Below are 3,741 nucleotides of genomic sequence, written 5' to 3' on the forward strand. Positions count from 1 at the left end.
CACATCGTGATGCCGCAGGGAAGAGGAGGAGTCCATACCATTATCCTACGAGCTGATTTTTGATAGACTGTTTAGTTAGCTACAGATAGCGGACAGACGTCAAGAAGAAACCGTATATCATCCGTAATGGATTGGTATACTGAAAAGATTTAATTACTTATTATGGTCAGAAACATATGACTCCATCACGACAAGCACATCTTGATTCGTTAAGAGGAATTGCCGCGCTAATAGTTGTAATTGTTCATTATCTTGCGGCATTTTACCCTCATACAGTTTTTGGCATAGGTGGAAACTATCAGCAACACACACGTTGGGAAAGTATTACTTTCTTTCCACCATTTGGATTACTTACTTCTGGACATTTTGCCGTTTGCCTTTTTTTTATATTAAGCGGGTATGTACTAAGCTACAGTTATTTGGGTGAACCTCGTCGGACACAGAATTTGCTAGCGGCCATTATAAAGCGCCCAATACGACTCGGTGGTCTTGTTTGGGTGTCAATTATAGTTGGCTCGTTATTTTGGTATAGCGGTCTATTTTACAATGGCCCTGTTTCTAATTTAACCAGCTCACAACCATGGTTTAGCCATTTTTGGGCAGGAAGCTTCAATCCGTCTAGTTTTTTTGTAGACTTGGCAACATCTTCATTTAGTAAGGGCAATGCTTATAATCCACCGCTTTGGACTATAAAGCTTGAGTTATATGGCTCGATGATGGTGTATTTATTTCTACTGTTATTTGGGCAATCAAAATACAGACTTTTGATAGCCATTATACTGCTGCTTGTTTTTAAAGATAGCCTTTACCAAGGATTCTGGATTGGATTGATAATTGCGGACATAATAAAAAACTACACACACAGAATCTCGCTTGAATTAAGTAATACCACTTACTGCTTATTATTCATTCTGTTTTTTTATTTCTCATCTTACCCTCATTATGCAAATCAAGAATTTATTAAGAGCACAATATATTCTTTCCTGCCAGATGACCAAGGTTTCGGTGGGGGATACCCCATGCTGTCCGCTGTTCTTATTTTTGTTCTTATAGCCTCAAACAACAAAATAAAGGGCTATCTTAGCCTGCCAGTCTTCCAGTTCTTCGGGCATATCTCATATGGTTTGTATACCATGCATCTATTGATAATAGGATCTTTCTCTTCGTGGTTATTCCTGAGACTAAATACCCTCCTTGGCTATAACATTTCTTTTATTATTGCGATTTCTATCGGATTTCCGATCATCGTTTTAGCCGCATACATGTCAACCAAGTATGTCGACAATCCTTCGATTAGGCTTGCCAACTATATTGAAAATAAGATAAATAGAATTCACACCGCATTACTGATAAAAAATCTATATAACACTAAAAAATTCATAACAAAGCGCTCCACCTGATCACTTTCCTGCTGCGCTTCAAAGTGTCAAGTAAGCTTTGTCGTTGAATGGCTGTTTTCTAGCTTACACTTGCTATTATCCTGGAATTCCTGATCGTCAACTCTTGGCACATAGCAGCTATTCATTTTTAATCTCGAAATAATATCGGCACGGGAAAAAAGCTGATAGTTGGTGATCACACAGCCGAAGGCCTTGAGCAAAAAACCAAGCTTGATGCAATTTTTAAGGCTTATTACGCTCAAAAAAAGCATAACCGATTCTGCGCTTCTTACTTCAACAAATCTGGAGAAACCGCCGTGAAAACGTTGACTAAATTGGTCTTGGGAATGATGGGGCAATTGCGCCCTGGTCCCGTTCGGGGGAAATCGACAGAATCGATCGCGCTGCCCCCGCCCCAGAAAGCAGGTGGACTTCCGCTTATGGAGGTGCTGCTCAAACGCTGCTCGTCGCGCGAATTTGCGCCTGATGCTTTGCCATTGCAGCTACTTTCCGACTTGCTTTGGGCGACTTACGGCGTTAACAGACCCGATGGCGGGCGTACCGCGCCTTCGGCCTTAAATGCGCAGGAGATAGATGTTTATGTGGCACTTCCTGAGGGAGCTTATTGGTATGACGCTCACAGGCACGCTCTCGACCTTATGGTGAAGCAGGATCTGAGGCGAATAACGGGTTATCAGGACTTTGTCGATGAAGCGCCGTTAGATTTGGTTTATGTGGCCGATCATAGGCGCATGGCGATGGTTCCGGTCACTCAACGTGAATCCTATGCTTCCGCGGTGGCGGGCGCCATTGCCCAAAATGTCTATTTATTTTCCGCGAGCACCGGCCTCTCTACGGTCATTCGCGCATGGATCGACCGTACCGCCATTGCCGATGCGCTGGAATTGTCCCATGATCAACAAGTGTTGTTGTCGCAGACAGTCGGTTTTCCCAAGCGTGGCGCAGGGGATTAAAGCGCAGCAAGCTCTATTTGCGGATCTGTCGCAAAATTGACAAGCTGCCGATTTTTTCATACTTTTCACTTAACAAAAAAGCTATTGATGCTTCTGACGGGAGCGGAGCTGCTCCCTTTCAATCGTTATTCGTAGTTCCTTAGGAAAAATCTACAGGTATGTGTGCCGCTTCATTTTTCGAGGACTCTCTATGAAACAACAACTTCCTGCCCGCCGAAGATTCATCAAGCAAGTGATTTTGGGCGCCAGTGCTCTGGCGCTTCCGCCATTCAATATCCTTGCCCGGCCAGCCAAGGAGCGCCTGGGCGTCGCCCTGGTGGGGCTGGGCCGCTACAGCACCCACCTTCTGGCCCCGGCCTTGCAGCGCACGAAGTACTGTTATCTTGCCGGCATTGTCACCGGGACACAGGCCAAAGTCGAGCAGTGGCAACGGCGCTATGGCATTCCTGAGCGGAATATTTATGACTATCAATCGATGGATAAGATCGCCGATAACCCGGATATCGATGTCGTCTATATCGTGCTGCCTAATGCCATGCATGCGGAATACGCCATCCGCGCCGCCAACGCCGGAAAGCATGTCTGGTGTGAAAAGCCCATGGCCATGACGGTCAAGGAGTGCGAAGCCATGATCAAGGCCTGCCGGGATAACAAGGTCAAGCTGGCGATCGGCTATCGCATGCAGCATGAGCCCAATACCCAGGCCGTGATCCGCTTCGGCAAAGAGAGAGTCTATGGGCCGGTAAAATCGATATCGGCCGCCGCCGGATTCTACTACGATCGAATCGATCACTGGCGGCAGAAAAAGAGCATGGGGGGAGGTGCCATGTACGACATGGGGGTTTATTCGCTACAGGCCGCGCGCTATTGCAGTGGGGAGGAGCCGATCGCAGTGACTGCCCAACAGTCGACGAATCGCCCGGAAGTTTTCAAGGATGTGGACGAAACGATGACCTTCGATCTCGAGTTTCCAAGCGGCATCAAGGCGCATTGCAAGACAAGCTTCGCTATGAGCATGAATTCCCTGCACGTGGACTGCGAAAAAGGCTGGTATAAACTGGAGCCCTTCCAGAAGTATAGCGGTATCCGTGGATCAACCAGCGATGGCAAAACATTAGACGCCTTCCTGGACAGCCAGCAAGCCAGGCAGATGGATGACGATGCCTTCGCTATTTTACATAATCAGCCTCTGCTGGTGCCTGGCGAGGAAGGGCTGCGCGATATTCGGGTCGTGGAGACGATATTCTCATCAGCGAAGACCGGTCGGAGAATAGTGATCTAAAAAGCGATGGAATACCAGCAACCTATCGGTACGCCAACCACAGTAGATAGTGCGGTAGGATAATGGTATGGACTCCTCCTCTTCCCTGCGGCATCACGATGTGCCA

At 47.0% G+C, this 3,741-nt stretch carries 3 protein-coding genes; all 3 read left to right on the forward strand.

From position 1 onward, the window contains the following. The first annotated feature begins 176 nt into the window (after window positions 1-176). The 3 genes from IT781_RS21455 (at window position 177) to IT781_RS21465 (ending at window position 3,635) form a co-directional block, all read left to right on the forward strand. Complete coding sequence (locus tag IT781_RS21455; protein ID WP_194972211.1) at window positions 177-1,400, forward strand: acyltransferase; 1,224 nt, start codon at window positions 177-179, stop codon at window positions 1,398-1,400. Window positions 1,401-1,696: 296 nt separating this feature from the next. Beyond that, window positions 1,697-2,353 (forward strand): SagB/ThcOx family dehydrogenase, encoded by a 657-nt coding sequence (locus tag IT781_RS21460; protein WP_194972212.1) that lies wholly within the window; start codon window positions 1,697-1,699, stop codon window positions 2,351-2,353. A gap of 190 nt (window positions 2,354-2,543) precedes the next feature. After that, entirely contained in the window at window positions 2,544-3,635 is a 1,092-nt protein-coding gene (locus tag IT781_RS21465) for a Gfo/Idh/MocA family protein (RefSeq protein WP_194972213.1), read from the forward strand. Window positions 3,636-3,741 lie beyond the last annotated feature (106 nt).

The sequence above is a fragment of the Methylobacter sp. BlB1 genome (assembly GCF_015476545.1).
Classification (GTDB): domain Bacteria; phylum Pseudomonadota; class Gammaproteobacteria; order Methylococcales; family Methylomonadaceae; genus Methylobacter.